This window comes from Desulfobacter vibrioformis DSM 8776 (assembly GCF_000745975.1).
Lineage (GTDB): Bacteria > Desulfobacterota > Desulfobacteria > Desulfobacterales > Desulfobacteraceae > Desulfobacter > Desulfobacter vibrioformis.
On record NZ_JQKJ01000004.1, the window covers coordinates 144731 to 159901 of the forward strand.

Here is a 15171-nt window from a genome sequence, read left to right on the forward strand (position 1 = left end):
TCCCATGACGGATAATCAGACCGATAATCAGGATATACCCTTTTGTCATCTGCATCTTCACACCGAGTACTCCCTGCTTGACGGGGCCATCCGGCTGAACGACCTGATGAAAAGATGTACGGAATATGGCATGGATGCGGTGTCAATTACAGACCACGGCACCATGTTCGGTGTGGCTGAGTTTTATGAAAAAGCCCACAAAGCCGGCATTAAACCCATCATCGGCTGCGAAGTCTATGTCGCGCCCAGAACCTTAAATGACAGGACCCAGCTGGATCGAAAAGGACTAAGCCATCTGGTGCTTTTAGCCAAGGACCGGGAGGGATACACCAACCTTTGCAAACTGGTGTCCGCGGCCCAGCTCAAGGGCTTTTATTTTAAGCCCAGAATAGACAAGGCTCTTCTGGCCGAACATGCCAGGGGGCTTGTGGGGCTTTCCGCCTGCCTTAAAGGGGATATTCCCCAGGCCATTCTGGCAGGGGACCGGGCAAAGGCAGATGATCTGGCGCGATTTTATCTTGATACCCTGGGAGAGGGTAACTTTTTTCTTGAAGTCCAGGAAAACGGTATGGAGATCCAGCACCGTCTGAATAACGGTCTGCTGGAGATGAGCAAGCGTCTTTCCATTCCCATGGTGGCCACCAATGACTGCCATTACCTGTCCAGCGGAGATGCCAAAGCCCATGAAATCCTTTTGTGCATCCAGACCGGTGATACATTTGACAATGCCGACCGTTTTAAATTTGATTCGGACCAGCTCTATTTCAAATCCAGGCAGGAGATGGCTGATTCCCTCGGCCATTTTCCCGATGCCATTGCCAATACAAAGCGGATCGCAGATATGTGCCAGGTGGATTTCGGCAAGAAAACCTATCATTTTCCCCGGTATGACCTTGGCGATGGACTGTCCGAGGACGCATTGTTTAAAAAACTTGCCATGGCAGGATTTGAAGAACGGCTTGCCAAAATCAAGGAAACCCATCCTGATATCGATGAACAGGTCTACAGGGACCGGATTAAGTACGAAATTGACATTATTCTTAAAATGGGGTTTCCCGGCTATTTTCTCATTGTGGCGGACTTTATTGGCCATGCACGGAAAATCGGGGTGCCGGTGGGGCCGGGCAGGGGGTCTGCAGCCGGTTCCATGGTGGCTTACGCCATGGGGATTACAGCCCTTGATCCCATTGAACACGGGCTGATTTTTGAACGGTTTTTAAACCCGGCCCGAATCTCCATGCCTGATATTGACGTGGATTTCTGCATTGAGGGCAGGGAACATGTTTATGATTATACGGTTCAGCGTTACGGCGGTCCCGAATATGTCTGCCAGATCATCACCTTTGGAAAGCTCAAAGCCAAGGCTGTGATCCGGGATGTGGGAAGGGCCTTGGGGGTTCCCCTTCCCGAAGTGGACGAAGTGGCCAAAATGATCCCCGACACCGCCAAAAATCTAAAAAAGGCATTGGAGGAGGTGCCGGCCATCCGGGATAAATGCCGCGAAACCGGCGTCAAAACCCAGATGCTGGACATTGCCATGCTGCTCGAAGGGTTGCCCCGGCATGCATCCACCCATGCCGCAGGGGTTGTGGTTTCCGACAAACCCCTGTGCGAATATCTGCCGCTGTTCAAGGGCAAAGACGGTGAGACCATTACCCAGTTTGACATGAACTTCACTGAAAAACAGGGTCTGGTAAAATTTGATTTCCTGGGACTTCGCAACCTGACCGTTATTAAAAACTGCCTTGCCCTGATCGAAAAACAGGGCAAGACCCCGCCGGATCTGCTCCACCTTGACTATTCAGATCAAAAGACCTTTGATTTGTTGCAAAATTCCGATACCACCGGGGTGTTCCAGCTTGAAAGTTCGGGTATGAAGGAGCTGATTGCCCGGCTGAAACCGGCCAGTTTTTCAGACATTGTGGCCCTTGTGGCCCTTTACCGGCCAGGGCCTCTGGATTCGGGGATGGCGGATAACTATGTGGAACGCAAACATGGCCGGGAGCCTGTGGTATATCTGTTTCCCGAATTAGAGCCTGTGCTTGAAGAAACCTACGGGGTCATCCTGTACCAGGAACAGGTCATGAAGATAGCCGGCGTCATTGCCAATTACAGCATGGCCCAGGCAGACGGGCTCCGAAAGGCCATGGGAAAAAAGATTGCCGCCATGATGGAGGAGCACCGGAGTCTTTTTATGAAGGGGGCCCAGGAAAACGGCCATGATCCCAAAAAGGCTGAAGATCTTTTTAACCTTATGGAGAAATTCGGCGGCTACGGTTTCAATAAGTCCCATTCAGCAGCCTACGCCCTGATTGCCTTTCAGACCGCATTTCTTAAGGCCCATTTTCCCGTCGAATTCATCGCGGCCCTGATGACGTCCGAACGCAGCAATTCCGATGCGATACTCAAGTACATGGAAGAATGCAAAGCCCATAATATCGAAGTCCTGCCCCCGGATGTCAACCAGAGTGACGCCTTTTTCAATGTGGATAATAAGTGTATCCGTTTTGGCCTGGCCGCCATTAAAGGCGTGGGAGAGGCTGCCATTGACTCTATTGTGGACAATTGTGAAAAGGAAGGGGACTATACCAGCCTTTATAATTTCTGCGAACGGGTGAACCTGAGCAAGGCCAATAAAAAAGTGCTTGAAGCCCTGATTAAATGCGGGGCTTTTGATTCCACAGGGGATAAACGCTCCCAGATGATGGCCGTGCTTGAGGATGCCCTGGACCATGGTTCCAGAATCCAGAGGGAAAAGGCAGATGCCCAGCTGGATCTGTTTGCCGATTCAGGTGTGGGCATTAGTCTTCCCTCCAGTATTCCGAGAATGCCTGATATGGACGAGTGGGAGGGCAAGGTGTTGCTGGAGCTGGAAAAAGAAGCGTTGGGATTTTACATCACCGGCCACCCCATGGATGATTATGCGGATATCATACGCAAATATGCCAGTGTTAACACGGTTACTATTCAAGACGTTGAAGATGAAAAGATGATCCGCATCGGCGGGCACCTGAAGGTCCGGAAAATTCACACGACCAAAAAAGGGGACTTGATGGCCTTCTGCAACATTGAGGACCAGTATTCAACCGTGGAATTGGTCGTATTTCCCGATCTTTATGCCATGACCCATACGTTTTTATCCCAGGAGCAGGTTGTCATTGTTGAAGCGCAAGCCCAAAAAAAAGAGAATACGGTCAAGCTGATAGGCGAAGCAATTGTGCCTGCAAGCCAGGCTGAAACCCTTTGGGCTGCCGGTATTGTCATGCAGGTGGATGCCCAGCGCCATGGACCTGATGTGTTTGATCAGCTCAAACCCGTGATCGAGCGGTATCCTGGCAATTGTGTCTCCTTGTTCAACATTCACATTGATTCAGAACATCCCGATGTGATGGTGAAGTTATCGGATGAGTACAAGTCCGATGCCTGTCCCGGCTTTTTTCAGGAGATTGAAACCATCCTTGGCCCCGGCACCATTGAAACCAGATGCGCCCCTGTCAAAGACAAGGTGAAAAGGAAAAAACACTGGCCCAGGAAACAAGTCACCTGATGCCGGGATTCATAAATACAGTGCCCGGGTTGGTGATCTGCAGCCGGCTTACCACACGGACCACGCCGTCAATACTTTTTACCAGGTCCCGGGCCATGCGGTGCTGGTATTTATCGGCTACCCAGCCATCCAGATAGACGACCCCGTGGCGGACCTTTACGTGGATATCCGTATCATCCACCATGTCATCGGACATGAATTTGGATTTTACCCGGGCCATGAGCACTGTATCACTGACAAAAGTTATCGGTGACCGGGCCCTTTGTTTTGTGTCGGATTGATAGTACACCGGTGATCCGGTCTCCGCATTGGGGGACGCACAGCCGGGAAACAAGGTGCAAGAAACTAGAAACAAGATACAAGATACAAGAGGGAGAAGCGCCTGGGGCGCTTTTTTATTTGTTGCGGGTTGAATGCCCATGCGGGTTATTCAAAATCGTCCAAATCAAGGTTGTCAAGATCGGAAAGGTCCATGTCCTTGAGCAGATCATCTTCATCAGGAATGCTGCTTTCATCAATCACAACAGGTTGTCGCGCATTGAGGCCTGGATTGCTTCCGGTTCTTGAAACCGTGTTGAATCCTTCTTGTTCATCCTTGTCATGATCTCTGAAAAATCCGGCAATCCCAATAAAAAACAGGTAACCGAGGCCAGCCATATTCAGAAGGATGATAATTGTTCCCAGAATGTTTTTAATCAGCACGCTTTGCTTTTTCTCGTTAAGGTTTGACGATGGGGACTTAAGTGTTTATATATAATCTTTAATTTTGTGGCAAGGATAAACCTAAATAGTGCAAGAAAAATGGTGCAGGAAAATTTAAAGGTTTTTGTATGAGTTGGCTTGGAAAAATGATAGGCGGCACCATAGGTCTGGCCTTGGGCGGTCCTTTGGGTGCTGTGGCAGGGGCTGCATTCGGCCACGCTTTTGTGGACAGAAGAGAGGATGAATATTTACGTTCCATTCCGGGCAGTAAGCGGCCGGGCCTGTCTTCCAACGAAGAGGCCCAGCTTGTTTTCTTTACTGCGGCTTTTTCCATGCTGGCTAAAATCAGCAAAGCAGACGGCCGGATCAGTGAAGAGGAGATAAAAGCGGTGGAACGTTTTATGATCAATGATCTTCAGCTGGATCAAGCAAGCCGTGAAACGGCCAAAGATATTTTCAGAAATGCCGTGACCTCTTCCCAGACCTTTGAGGCCTTTGCCCGGCAATTTTATTCGGTGTTTAAATACCAGGCCAATATCATTGAGTTGATGATGGATGTGCTGCTCAGGGTCTCTTCGGCTGACGGAAATATCTCTGATATCGAGGAACAGATGCTGTTGTCAGCTTCACGGATTTTCAGATTTTCCCAGTCAGATTATAACCGGCTTAAATCCAGGTATGTGAAAAAATCAGATCCCTATTATGCTGTCCTTCAATGCGATGAAAATGCGAGCAATGAAGAGATAAAAAAGAAATACCGGACCCTGGTCCAGGAGTATCACCCGGATAAAATCCAGGCCAAGGGACTGCCCGGTGAATTTGTTAAGTTTGCCACGGATAAATTCACCGAAATCCAGGACGCTTACGAGCACATCAGAAAGCGCAGGGGGTTTTGATTTTTATCCGGCCCACACAACAAGGTCAAGGTCATAAGTTTAAGCATTGAGTATTTTCTTTTACCATGAAGGACATGAAGATCATGAAGAATATATACCGTAAAATTAATCTTCATGTCCTTCATGCTCTTCATGGTTTTATACAATCCGGCCAACAAGGTCGTTGCCGTTGCCGCATTGATCATATTTAATATTAACAATTTTTCCCTTAAGGCTGTCCGGGTTGCCCTGGGCATCTGTTTCATTTTTAATAAGGATGGTCAGGTAGTTGGTGGTGACCGCCTTCAACATGTTTGTACGCCGGTCCCTTTGATTCTGGATCAGCCCTTTCAGTATCCGGCTCTGGTTTGACTTGAGAAAATCCTTATGTTTCTGCTTGCCAAGCTCGCGCATCAGTGCAGCTCTTTTTTTTGCCGTATCCGAGGGTACCTTTGGGGTGAAGTGCCATGCAGGGGTCCCTTTTCTGGGTGAATAGGGGAATACATGAAGATAGGATACGGGCAGGGACGCCACAAGCCTGTAGGTGTTTTCAAATGCCTTGTCGGTTTCTCCGGGAAAGCCCATGATCAGATCAAGGCCAATACCGGCATGGGGCAGGGCATCATGGATGCTGTGGATGATATCGGAAAACAGTTCAACTGAATAAGGCCGCTTCATACGGGACAGCACCCCATTATCCCCGGCCTGGAGAGGGATATGGAAATGATCGCACAAAATATGGCCGGCACGCGCCATATGAATGAGATCATCCGTTATTTCGTTGGGCTCAATGGAGGAGATTCTTATCTGGTCCACCGGACGTTCTTCATCAAGGGTTTTTACAAGCTGTGTCAGCGAGGTTTCAGGCGTTAAATCAAGACCATACAATCCTGTGTGAATGCCTGTAAGAATCACCTCTTTGAATCCCTGCCTGTTTAAGTCTGAAACATGGGCCATGACCTGGTCAAACGGCATGGATACGGATGCTCCCCTGGCATGGGGGATAATGCAATAGGTGCAGAACTGATTGCATCCGTCCTGAATTTTCAGATAGGCCCGGGTCATTTTACCGGATACGGACCGGTCAGGTTCTGCAAATCCCGCAAAGCATGCCCCTTTGCCGTATTCAGGTTTTCTGAATTCAAACAAATTTTTCTCAGGCGGTTCCCGGGTGAGATATGCGGGGATCAGATTTTTATCCTGATGGCAGACAATGAGATCCACCCCGCAAATTTTTTTGAACTGTTCCGGATCTGTCTGTGCATGGCACCCGGTGACAATTACTGTTGCATGGGGGTGTTCACGGATCAGTTTTCTGGTTTCCTGGCGGGACTGCATGCCGGCCCTGGTAGTCACTGCACAGGTGTTGACAATACAAATATCAGCGGGGCGGTCTTTACCCGCCCTTGAAAATCCATGGGCTTCAAGCTGGGCTGCAATGCCGTCTGATTCATATTGATTGACTTTACAGCCAAGGCTTTCGATATAAAATGTTTTTTTCGTCATTGGATTACTGAAATAAAACCTGCGCCGAGGACGCGGTTTCCGTGATAAAAGACTGCGGCCTGCCCGGGCGTTACCGCACTTTGAGGCGTGTCAAATGTTACAATGCCATATGTTTGATTCCAGTCAAGTCCGGCAGGGGCTGCCGTGTGGCCATACCGGATCTGAACGGTCAAACGCCTGATCTCTTTTTTTTCAGGATAATTCCAGATCATCTGTTCAACCTTCATCTGTTTTTGGGAAAGATCTGATTTAAAGCACACATGAAGGGTATTGGTGTTGATATCAATTTTTTTTACATAATAGGGTGCAGGGCCCGGGATATTGATGCCCCTGCGCTGACCAACCGTAAATTTATGAAGCCCCTGATGGTAGCCCACGATCCTGTCCTGGCTGTCAACCACGGGACCGGGTCTGGGGGAAACCTTGGTTTTGGCGTTAATGAACGCCCAGTGATTTTTATCCGGCAAAAAGCAGATGTCCTGGCTTTCAACCGGCACAACCGGTACAAGGTTGTGAATCCCTGCAAATTTACGGACCTGGCTTTTGGTCAGACCGGCCAGGGGAAACACCAATCTGTCTAAAATTTCATGGGAAAGCATCGATAAAAAATAGGACTGGTCTTTATTAAGGTCAGCACCCCTTTCAAGCCATGCCTGTCCAATCTCTTCCCTGCCAGGGGTGTACCTGTTGACCACCGTTGCATAATGTCCGGTTGCCATCAGATCCGCCCCAAGTTTTCGTGCATGGTCAAACAATGCCTTAAATTTTATCTGCATGTTGCAGACAAGGCATGGATTAGGTGTCTTTCCGGCCATGTAGGTTGACACAAAATAATCAACCACCCGGGTTTGAAATTCTTTAGACAAGTCTATGGTGTGTACGGGAAACCCAAAAACAGATGCCAGGGCAGATACGTCCGGCATACTCTTTTCATAGCCGGTGGTGAAATGAATGCCGAAAACATTTTTAAAGCGCTGTTTGATAAGAAATCCTGCTGCCAGGGAGTCTATTCCGCCGCTCAGGGCCACGGCTACAACCGGTGAATCAGACATCAGACGGTTTCTTTTAAATCCTCACTGAACAGACCCATGGCCCGGGTGGGGCAGGTCAGAAGACAGCGCTCACACAAACTGCATTTTTCCCGGTCAAATATCACTTCCATTTCAGGTCGTTTGATGTACAGGGCGCCTGTGGGACAGACAGCCGTACATGCGCCGCAATGGGTGCATATCTCTTCGTCCTTGTAAATTTTATGTTCGGGGGTGGATACACGGACCCCCTGTTCTTTTAAATACGTGATCCCTTTGTTAAATGCAGATTTCCCGGCAGATGAAATTTCAAGCACCAGATGACCTTCACTTCTTGAAGATATTCGAGCTTTCAGGATATTAAACATCAGGTCATATTTTTTAACCAGCTCGCAGACAATGGGCCTTTGGGCCGATTGGGGGGGGAAATCTAAAATCACAATTTTTGAGTACAACGCGGTAACCTCCATATCTTTTGTTAGGTTGCAAACGAATCCAGTATCATATACCATTCATGGCGGTCATATCAATCTTTTACCGAATCCCTGTCCCTGAATCCCTTAAATGCGCAATGATGTGAAAAATTTCTTGTCAATTAATTGTATTTTCATATAAGAGTACATAAAAATCATTTAAAATTTCATTGAATTCATCATCAACGCTATCTCTTTTTCCAGGAGGCGCATGTCCCCAAAGGCGTCATACAACATGTTAGAACAACGGATTCAAGCACTTGAGCTTGAAAATGCCACCCTGAAACAAGACCTCGTTACACTTGAAAATGGCCGGACCACTGAAACAATTGCCAGATCCGCTTCCAGATCCGCATCTGATGACTCAACTGCTGTCATCAATCAAAGAATTGAAAAGGAGAGAGATTTGCTGCTCGCCGCAGTCGAGCAATCTCCCGAAGCGGTTTATATTACAGATTCCAAAGGAATGATTGAGTATGTTAATTCCGTATTTGCGAACCTGTCCGGGTTTTCCCGGGAGGCGTGTATTGGCAAGGATATCAGCATGTTCAGGAGCGGAAAACACGACAACCAGTTTTATATTAACCTGCGGGCCACCATCAGTTCCGGGCGGGTGTGGCGTGGTCATATTGAATTTAAAAAAAAAGACAATTCTTTTTATACAATGGACACGACCATCTCTTCGGTCAGGGACAAAAATGGTGCCATTACCAATTATGTGGGCGTACAGCGGAATATTTCCAATGAGATGGAAATGAATGAAAAAATGGCCCAGATTCAGAAGATAGGGTCCCTTGGTACCCTGGCCGGCGGTATTGCCCATGATCTTAACAATATGCTGACCCCCATTATAGGGCATTCAGAAGTTTTGCTTCTTAACAGCGCTGCTTATGACAATAAAACAAAAGAGAGTCTGACACAGGTTTATGAAAGTGCCCTGCAGGCAAAAGAACTTGTCCGGCAGATCCTGAATTTTTCCCGGAACAAGAAAATTGAAAGACAGTCGTTACAGATACAAAATAGTATAAACACCGTGCTCAAGCTGATGAAGTCCGGTATTCCATGCAATATTTCAATAAAAAAGATTATAGATCCAAGCACTGCGCCTATTATTGCGGATCCCACCCAAATACACCAGATCATAATGAATTTGATTAGCAATGGCGTGCATGCCATGGGCAATACAGGCGGCATACTCCAGATTTCACTGATGCCTGTAACTGTCTCTAAATTTGATCCCGGCAGCAGAATAAAACCGGGAAATTATATCTGCTTAAGTGTTTCAGATTCAGGTGCCGGTATGCCAGAGGAGGTGATGACGCATATTTTTGAACCGTTTTACACCACTAAGGGCAATGGGAAGGGAACCGGCATGGGGCTGTCTGTGGTTTATGGTATTGTTAAGGATATGGACGGCGACATTAAGGTGAACAGCCGGTTGGGCAAGGGAAGTGAATTCAAAATATATTTTCCGAGTCTCTTAACCCCAAAATATTAACACCTGAAAAAAAGTTGCCGGAATAACCATGCCTGGTCCTGATATAGAAAAAATAAGAGCCCTTGAAAAGAAAATGGATCATTTGGGGGTTCTGAAAAAAGATATTCTGGAGAAATTTATAAAATCCTCGGGACGTGGGGGCCAAAAGGTCAATAAATCGTCCTCTGCCGTATTTTTGATCCATCTGCCCACCCAGATAAGCGTAAAATTCGGGAAATACAGGTCCCAGCATCTGAACCGGTTTATGGCTCTGCGATACCTGGTGGAAAAAATTGAACAACAGAAATCGGGAATGCCAGATGCCAAAGGCCGGAAATTAGCCCGGCTGAAAAAGCAGAAGCAGCGGAGAAGAAAAAAGGCGCTTAACAAAGTGCCGGACCGCAAGCCACCAGGATAGCCGTTAATTCAGTTGCGCGCCGTTTTTTTTTGCATAATGGCCCCTGTTCCGGTAGCCTATAACATTTAGTGCCTGAACCTAAACTTTGTGTTTGGCCGAAAAGTTGCCCAGATGCCACGCCGCAGATGGGTTACTTTTCGTTCAAACACTATTTATTTGACTCTTATTCCAGGTTTATGTATGGGTGGATTATAACTTAAACTTTGACAGGATAAAGGCCTTATTATATGAAAAACACGCTTGGATCCGGCAAATTCCAGATGATATACATCGCCTCCTGCGGCGAGGGCGTCAACGCCTTTCATCTCGTGGAATCCACCCTTGTACAGTTTCCTGATTCCGATATCACTGTTGTAAAAGTGCCCAGAATACGTACGGAGAGCCAGGTTGATGATCTCATCGATAAGGTCAAGGATATTGAAAGTATTATTGTTCATACCATTGTTGATTCAAACCTTCGCAAGTATCTTACGCGCCAGGGTATGGACAATCATATTGTCACCATTGATCTGATGGGTCCCATTATTTCAAAAATTGAAACTTTTCTTGACTGTCCGCCCCTGGAAATCCCGGGGCTTTACAGGGAAATTCACCTGGTGAACTTAGAACAGGTGTCTGCCATTGATTTTGCCCTGGCCCATGATGATGGTTTGAATCCGGAGAGTATAACTGATGCCGAAATTGTGTTGATAGGACTGTCCAGAGCCGGGAAAACGCCTTTGTCAATGTACATGAGCGTTTTGGGATGGAAAGTGGCCAACATTCCCTTTGTCCCGGGCGTGCCCATGCCCCAGAGCCTGGATCTTGTGGACCGGCGACGGGTGTTTGCACTGAACATCAGCCCGGAACAGCTGCAGGCACACCGGAGAATGCGCCAGGAAAGCCTTGGGGCAAAGGATATCTACGCCTATTCCGGCAAGGAGGAAATTGAAAAGGAGATTGGGTGCGCCCAGAAATATTATATTACCAAAGGCTTTTCCATGATCAATGTGAGCAATAAGCCCATAGAGACCAGTGCCGAGGAGATTATTGAAATGATTACGCGCAGGTTCAAGGCTAACGCACATATAAAGGGCTGACATTCTATTTTGGCAGTATGGCAGAAAAGAGAAAACAAATCCATACATGCGAAAATTCACTGACCTTTTCAGTCTTGTTTTTATCTAAATGAATATAGCTGGTGTTCAGGATTGATTGTCGCCATCTTGTCTTCAGGTTCCAGTTTCTTGCCATTAACGCTTAAGTTAATGAGGTTGACATGCCGATAGTGTTATTATCTGAACCGCAAGAATTTTGGAAAAACAGCTATGACACGTTATTTTATCCTGATGTTTGTTTTGATTGCAACGGCGCTGCCCTGCCGGGCCAGGGATTTCATGGTTGAATTTGTAGAGGAAAACTACATGGAAAACCAGGAAGACTATTCCCAAACCCCTATGATTTACCATTCCTTTCAGGTGCGTTCCCATGCGGGCTTAAAGATGCTGGTGCTCACCGGAGAACATCCTGAATATCGCAAGTGGCTGCGTCGGTATGTTGCCCAGGATAAAGGTTTCATTGTCAAGGTTCCTGATGATGAGAATGATTTGTTTATTGCTTCAAAAGTTTATGAAATCGATGTGACAAATGTCCATCCCTTTGATCCTGCAACCTGGTCAATGAAAGGCAGCCGTGTTTTTGACGACAAGGATGCGCCGGGTGCACAGCCCTGGATTATGGCGGGGCAGGGACATATTCTGGTACTGGATAAAAATAACAAACGCAGTGAACTCATTGATACCGTAGTCAAGCGTATGGGGTATGTCGGCATGATTTCAGGCGATCCTGAAGAGGCTCTGGGAATATTCAAAAATCAGCCTGAAAAATTCAAAATGGTCATTGTGAATTACGATATGCCGGGTATGGGCTCCGAGGCCTTTGTTGATAAACTGCTCAAGCTTGATCACAAAATACCCATACTTATAGAAACCGGATATAATAACGAAAAGGTTAAGCGACAATACTTGTCAAAATTCTCAGGGGCAGGGACAGTTACGGTTACCCCCGTGGTATTGAGCCGCCTTCAGCAAACCATAAAAACCTTGATCAAACCTGGAGAGGAAACAGCGGCACAACATGCCAATGGATAAAATAACAAAATTCTGCAGCGCTCTATTTATAATTTTTTTCATGATTCCTGGAACCGGACGCGGAACAGACCAGGCGTTTTATGAACTGGCGGCCGGATTTAAAAATTTTATTCAATGCGAGCTTACCCGAACAGATGCTGAAAACTATTTTAAAGAAAATAATTTTTCCGTGACCATGGTGAACCTTTTTAATGTGACCAGAGAACTGGATATCACCATCCTTACCGGAGCTGTCAAGTGCGATATTCAAGGGCAGTACCAAACCTTGTATGTGGCCCTGGGGTTAAGGGACTTGGAAGGAAAAAAAGTGGTTTCCTATTGCACCATCAGAAATAAGGATTTTCGCATTCTTGCCACGGAATTGATCCGCTATCCATATAAGGAACGATGCCCGTGGACACAGTACTGGATTAATCAGGAGTAATCAAGTTCATTAACTCAGAGCGTTAATGACAAGAAACTGGAAACAAGAAACAAGAAACAAGAGAGCGAAGCGCCTTTGGCGCTTATTTTTTCCCAAGTTTCTGACATCCTTTTTTAGGATCAGTCGCCGTTGTTATTGACGTTACGTTTTTTGATCTGGTTGTAAAGGGAGACAAGCTTGCGGTCTGTCTCGTTCAGGCGGTCGGCAAGGACGGTGAAAAGATGTTTGGCCACCTCAGGATATTTCTCTATCACCTCAATGAGCTTGTCTCCCGGAAACCGTTTAATCTTGGCGCGGCCCTTTGAAATAATGGACGCAGATCTTGGTGTGCCGGTTATGGCTGCCATTTCGCCGAAATACTCTCCGGGCTGGGTAATTTCTGCAATCATTTTACCGCCCTTGACCACATAAACAGCGCCTTGAACAAGCTTGAAAAAATCAATATCCGTGTTCCCTTCACGGATGATCACATCCTTGTCCTCGTATTGTTCAATGTCGGGGTTTACCAGATAGGCCGGCAGCGCTTCTTTTGAGATAACGGTTTTTCTTAACACTTCTTCCAGGGAGGTCTCTCTGGCTTTTACCTTAATAAGGCCTGCATCCCGAAGCGTAATCATGCCTTCGGAGATGGCCACCTTGCGCAGCTGGTCTTCAGATACTTCGGCAGAAATGGCTTTGCCGACCTCGTCGGACACTTCCATGAGTTCATACAGCCCGACCCTGCCCTTGTATCCCGTACCATTGCAGTGGGGGCAGCCTTTAGGGCCGTATAGGGTTAAATTCGGAATTTCACTTTTGTTAAAACCGTAGGATTCCAAGTCTTCCGGACTATAGCCGGTGACCACCTGCTTGCATTCCGGACAAAGCCTGCGCCCAAGACGCTGGGACAAAACCATGGTAACGGATGAGGCAAGCATATAGGGGGGGATGCCAATGTCCACAAGCCGTCCAATGGTGGACGGACAGTCATTGGTATGCAGGGTGGCAAACACAAGATGGCCTGTCATGGCAGCCTTTATGGCAATCTCTGCTGTTTCAAGATCACGGATCTCACCCACCATGATAATATCCGGATCCTGTCTGAGAAAGGCTTTCAGGGCTGCGGCAAAGGTCATGCCCACCTCTTCTTTTACCGGCACCTGGTTAATCCCCTTAAAGTTGAATTCCACGGGGTCTTCAGCGGTCAGGATCTTGATATCATCCTTGTTCAGGCGGTTGAGAACGGAATATAAAGTTGTGGTTTTACCCGACCCCGTAGGCCCTGTAACCAGAAGCAGTCCATAGGGCCTGGAGATACAGCGTTTGAGCATCTCAAAGGTGCCGGGTTCAAATCCTAAACGGGTCAGATCAATGCTTAGTGCGCTCTGGTCCAGGATACGCATGACAATGCTCTCTCCAAACAGGGTGGGCAACGTGGATACGCGGAAGTCCACGGATTTTTTCCTGCCCAGCCGGAGTTTGATTCGACCGTCCTGGGGCACCCTGCGCTCGGCGATATCCAGGGAGGCCAGAATCTTTATTCTTGAAATCACGGCATTTTTAATTGACAGCGGCAGGTTCATGGCCTTGTACATGCCGCCGTCCAGGCGGTAGCGCACCTGAAAGGTTTTTTCAAAGGGCTCAATGTGTATATCAGACACACCGTCGTTGATTGCTTTGGTTAAGATTCCGTTTACCAGTTTGATGATGGGCGCATCCGAGGCCATGAACGCATCCTGGCCGGCGTTTGAATCAGCGCTGCCGCCCACCTCAATCTCCTCGGCAGCCTCGGAAACCAAGGAGCCGAAATCCTCAACAGACGTTATCGGTTCATCCTCTTCTGCCTCGTCCTCAAAATGAAGAAAACTTTTATACGCTTCATCGGAAATTTTATAAAAATCACGGTATGCCTGGATGATATCGTTTTCAGTGGAGACAAAGGCCCGGATGTTTTTTCCTGTTTTCTTTCCAAGATCTGCAACCACATCCGTATCCGTGGGTTCGGCCATGCAGACCTGTAAATCGTCCCCGACAAGTTTCAAGGGGAAAACCAGATTGTTTTTGGCTTCATCATAGGGCAGAAGTTTCATTGCCTGGGGATCCGGCTTTATTTCAGAGAATTCGACAATCCTGTAGTTGTATCGTCGTCCCAGCACATTGATGATGGTATCCGGATCAATATACCCTTTCTGAAGCAGAATGCTCGAAAGCCGCTCGTCGGTTTTTTTCTGAACCAAGAGGGCCTCGTTGAGCATAATGGAGGTAATCTGCCCTTCTTTGGAAAGGATTTCACCGATTTTGACTTTGCCGGCACCAGACTGATCTTTGATGGTAGACTTAAGGCTGGACCCGGATTTTAGAACAGTGCCGCTGGCCATAAGATATCCTGAAGTGTATTACGACTTTTTATAGTTTTTAACCACCCGGATGCCGCCGGCCAGCACCAGAAGAAAGCACAGAAAATAGAAACAGAATTTTACAATTCCGATCTTATTTTTAAAAAACTCAATGGTCTCAATCTGGGGTATCACCTGGGGAACCCTTATGAACACCGCGATGCCCACGGCGATCAAAATAATGCCATAATAAAATCTAAGTGTACGTTTGTCCATC

At 47.3% G+C, this 15171-nt stretch carries 14 protein-coding genes; 7 read left to right on the forward strand and 7 right to left on the reverse strand.

Translation table 11 applies throughout. The features are described from left to right. Nucleotides 1–4: 4 nt before the first annotated feature. Complete coding sequence (gene dnaE, locus Q366_RS05005; protein WP_035236908.1) at nucleotides 5–3547, forward strand: DNA polymerase III subunit alpha; 3543 nt, start codon at nucleotides 5–7, stop codon at nucleotides 3545–3547. Here the strand turns inward: dnaE and Q366_RS20045 are convergent. Then, entirely contained in the window at nucleotides 3540–3836 is a 297-nt protein-coding gene (locus Q366_RS20045; protein WP_211251866.1) for a BON domain-containing protein, read from the reverse strand. The two genes, dnaE and Q366_RS20045, sit on opposite strands and share 8 nt — an antisense overlap. 137 nt (nucleotides 3837–3973) lie before the next feature. Continuing rightward, nucleotides 3974–4249 carry a hypothetical protein gene (locus Q366_RS05015; RefSeq protein WP_035236910.1) on the reverse strand — a complete coding sequence of 92 codons (276 nt, stop codon included), beginning with the start codon at nucleotides 4247–4249 and terminating at the stop codon, nucleotides 3974–3976. A 128-nt stretch (nucleotides 4250–4377) separates the two neighbouring features. On the opposite strand from Q366_RS05015, the gene Q366_RS05020 reads away from it, so the two are divergent. Beyond that, nucleotides 4378–5145: a TerB family tellurite resistance protein gene (locus Q366_RS05020; protein WP_035236912.1), complete on the forward strand. Its 768-nt coding sequence runs from the start codon at nucleotides 4378–4380 to the stop codon at nucleotides 5143–5145. Between the two features lie 138 nt (nucleotides 5146–5283). Here Q366_RS05020 and mtaB read toward each other — a convergent pair whose 3' ends face one another. Genes mtaB through Q366_RS05035 form a run of 3 tightly spaced genes read right to left on the reverse strand, consistent with a single transcriptional unit; the run spans nucleotide 5284 to nucleotide 8113 of the window. After that, a complete protein-coding gene (gene mtaB / locus Q366_RS05025; protein WP_035236914.1) occupies nucleotides 5284–6630 on the reverse strand; it encodes a tRNA (N(6)-L-threonylcarbamoyladenosine(37)-C(2))-methylthiotransferase MtaB in 1347 nt (448 codons plus the stop codon). After that, complete coding sequence (gene mnmA, locus Q366_RS05030) at nucleotides 6627–7682, reverse strand: tRNA 2-thiouridine(34) synthase MnmA (RefSeq protein ID WP_035236916.1); 1056 nt, start codon at nucleotides 7680–7682, stop codon at nucleotides 6627–6629. Before mnmA ends, mtaB begins: the two co-directional genes overlap by 4 nt. Next, entirely contained in the window at nucleotides 7682–8113 is a 432-nt protein-coding gene (locus Q366_RS05035; protein WP_035236918.1) for an NIL domain-containing protein, read from the reverse strand. The genes mnmA and Q366_RS05035 overlap by 1 nt, the downstream gene beginning before the upstream one ends. Before the next feature lie 229 nt (nucleotides 8114–8342). Here Q366_RS05035 and Q366_RS05040 point away from each other — a divergent pair, with 229 nt between their 5' ends. The 5 genes from Q366_RS05040 (at nucleotide 8343) to Q366_RS05060 (ending at nucleotide 12579) form a co-directional block, all read left to right on the forward strand. Next, on the forward strand, nucleotides 8343–9629 hold the full coding sequence (locus tag Q366_RS05040; protein WP_084691721.1) for a two-component system sensor histidine kinase NtrB: 1287 nt from the start codon (nucleotides 8343–8345) through the stop codon (nucleotides 9627–9629). 28 nt (nucleotides 9630–9657) lie between these two features. Continuing rightward, nucleotides 9658–10026, forward strand: a complete 369-nt coding sequence (locus Q366_RS05045; protein ID WP_035236920.1) for a peptide chain release factor family protein — start codon at nucleotides 9658–9660, stop codon at nucleotides 10024–10026. A 227-nt stretch (nucleotides 10027–10253) separates the two neighbouring features. Then, on the forward strand, nucleotides 10254–11105 hold the full coding sequence (locus Q366_RS05050) for a pyruvate, water dikinase regulatory protein (protein WP_035236922.1): 852 nt from the start codon (nucleotides 10254–10256) through the stop codon (nucleotides 11103–11105). Nucleotides 11106–11333: 228 nt separating this feature from the next. Further along, nucleotides 11334–12155 (forward strand): response regulator, encoded by an 822-nt coding sequence (locus tag Q366_RS05055; RefSeq protein WP_035236924.1) that lies wholly within the window; start codon nucleotides 11334–11336, stop codon nucleotides 12153–12155. Beyond that, nucleotides 12142–12579 (forward strand): hypothetical protein, encoded by a 438-nt coding sequence (locus tag Q366_RS05060; protein WP_245619875.1) that lies wholly within the window; start codon nucleotides 12142–12144, stop codon nucleotides 12577–12579. The genes Q366_RS05055 and Q366_RS05060 overlap by 14 nt, the downstream gene beginning before the upstream one ends. Before the next feature lie 119 nt (nucleotides 12580–12698). Here the strand turns inward: Q366_RS05060 and pilB are convergent, their stop codons facing one another. Continuing rightward, a complete protein-coding gene (gene pilB, locus Q366_RS05065) occupies nucleotides 12699–14936 on the reverse strand; it encodes a type IV-A pilus assembly ATPase PilB (RefSeq protein WP_035236928.1) in 2238 nt (745 codons plus the stop codon). Nucleotides 14937–14954: 18 nt separating this feature from the next. Further along, nucleotides 14955–15170 (reverse strand): hypothetical protein, encoded by a 216-nt coding sequence (locus Q366_RS05070; RefSeq protein WP_035236929.1) that lies wholly within the window; start codon nucleotides 15168–15170, stop codon nucleotides 14955–14957. Nucleotide 15171: the final 1 nt, after the last annotated feature.